The following is a 1,366-nucleotide window of genomic DNA, read 5'->3' as shown; positions in this document are numbered from 1 at the left end:
GGGCGTTGGCCTGGGCTGTGGCCGGAGCGTTGGCCTGGGCGGTGGCCGCGTTCACGGCGCCAGCCAGGGCACCGCTGGCGTTCGGGTCGATCTGCATGGATCCTCCTCGCTGATTTGCGCCTCACGCATGGTGTGGCAGTAGGCGACAAAGTACGCGTCCAGTTGGCCGGCGCAGTTTCCCTGTCCTAGGCGATTCTTCGAGGATCCTGGCTTGGAGGCGAGAGGTTCAGATCAAACATCTGTATCCACATGCTGCGCTACATGGATGATAGGGATGCGTTTGCCTGAAGCGCTCGGCATCACGTCGGTCGGTTATGTCGATGGCTCAGGAACTGGCGGTGTGGATACGGATTTCCGGTGCACGGCAATGGGTCGCGTTCGCAATCCCGTGCCTATTCAGCCTCTTCGCTGATCTGGCGGGACATGGCCTGCGCCGTGCTTCGCAGACCGCAGTCCTCGGTCTGCGTTGCGGGGCTGTTGGCGACGGTGGATAACAGATCAAGGACTTCCCGCCGCGACACGGCACCGTTGTGCACGGCGGCGGGCATGGTCTCCAGGGCTTTGCGCAGGTCTGGCCAGTAGCCATCGTCATTCCAACGTGAGCTGGTGCAGACCAGAGTCAGAACGCGCAGATCCTGCAAGTCCAGACGAAAGTCTGCAATGGCATCGGCGGTCAACTCGACGGTGCCGGGTTCCATGCGCGGGTCAAGCATCAATCTGCAAAACGCCGACGTGACGCTCGCCCAGCCAGCCGCGCCATGAACACCCGGCAGGTACAGACAGTCGATCAGCAGGCAAAGCCGGGACTCATCCCAGTCGGTGTGCAGGCGTTCCAGTTGTGCTTGCACCCAGGCCGAACTGACGCCCAGTTCCTTTGCTTGCGAGAGAAACTCGGCGTCCGTCACCGCGCCCCGGGACGCCTCATCCAGCAGACGGGAGAGGGCGGCATTGTTCGATGGAGCGCTCGCGGTGCTCATGGGTGGTTCTGGACGGCGGTCCACGCGGTGCTGGCTGCGGCAGAGCCGAGTTTGTACCCGGAAACGCCCCCCACCAGGCCGCCAACGAAGCGGCTGGCTGCGCACAAGAACGGCATGTCACCGACCGCCATATAGGCGCCAGTCCGTGACCGGCTTCGTGGCGCAACTGGGTGCCGTGCTCGGCCCGGTCGGCGCGCTGCTGCAGGGCGGCGCGAATGCGGCTGAGCCAGGCCCCGCGCACCGGCTGCGCGCGCACCATCCCGTGCTTGACCATTCGGCCGGCCCTGGGTGCCGGCGTTTCGCGCCGGGCGGCTGCGTGGCGAAACCAGCGCGGCGTGCGGCTGGTGGCCAGGGCAGGGGCCTGGGCGTTGGCCTGGGCTGTGGCCGGA

General features: G+C 65.9%; 2 protein-coding genes. One reads left to right on the top strand and one right to left on the bottom strand.

The annotated features are described in order from the left end of the window. Positions 1-392: 392 nt before the first annotated feature. Positions 393-977: a hypothetical protein gene (locus N4G63_RS28260; protein WP_260785860.1), complete on the bottom strand. Its 585-nt coding sequence runs from the start codon at positions 975-977 to the stop codon at positions 393-395. Between the two features lie 145 nt (positions 978-1,122). Between N4G63_RS28260 and N4G63_RS28255 the strand changes: the two genes are divergently transcribed. After that, the coding region (locus N4G63_RS28255; RefSeq protein WP_314600823.1) for a hypothetical protein at positions 1,123-1,366 on the top strand (244 nt) is incomplete at its 3' end.

The sequence above is a fragment of the Aquabacterium sp. OR-4 genome, from assembly GCF_025290835.2.
Classification (GTDB): domain Bacteria; phylum Pseudomonadota; class Gammaproteobacteria; order Burkholderiales; family Burkholderiaceae_C; genus Pseudaquabacterium.
Note: the sequence above shows the minus strand (reverse complement) of the source record. Positions and strands in the feature narration are given on the sequence as shown.

What these genes read in the sequence shown, in the direction of transcription:
- N4G63_RS28260 (WP_260785860.1), bottom strand. Translation starts at nt 977, where the DNA reads ATGAGCACCGCGAGCGCTCCATCGAACAATGCCGCCCTCTCCCGTCTG.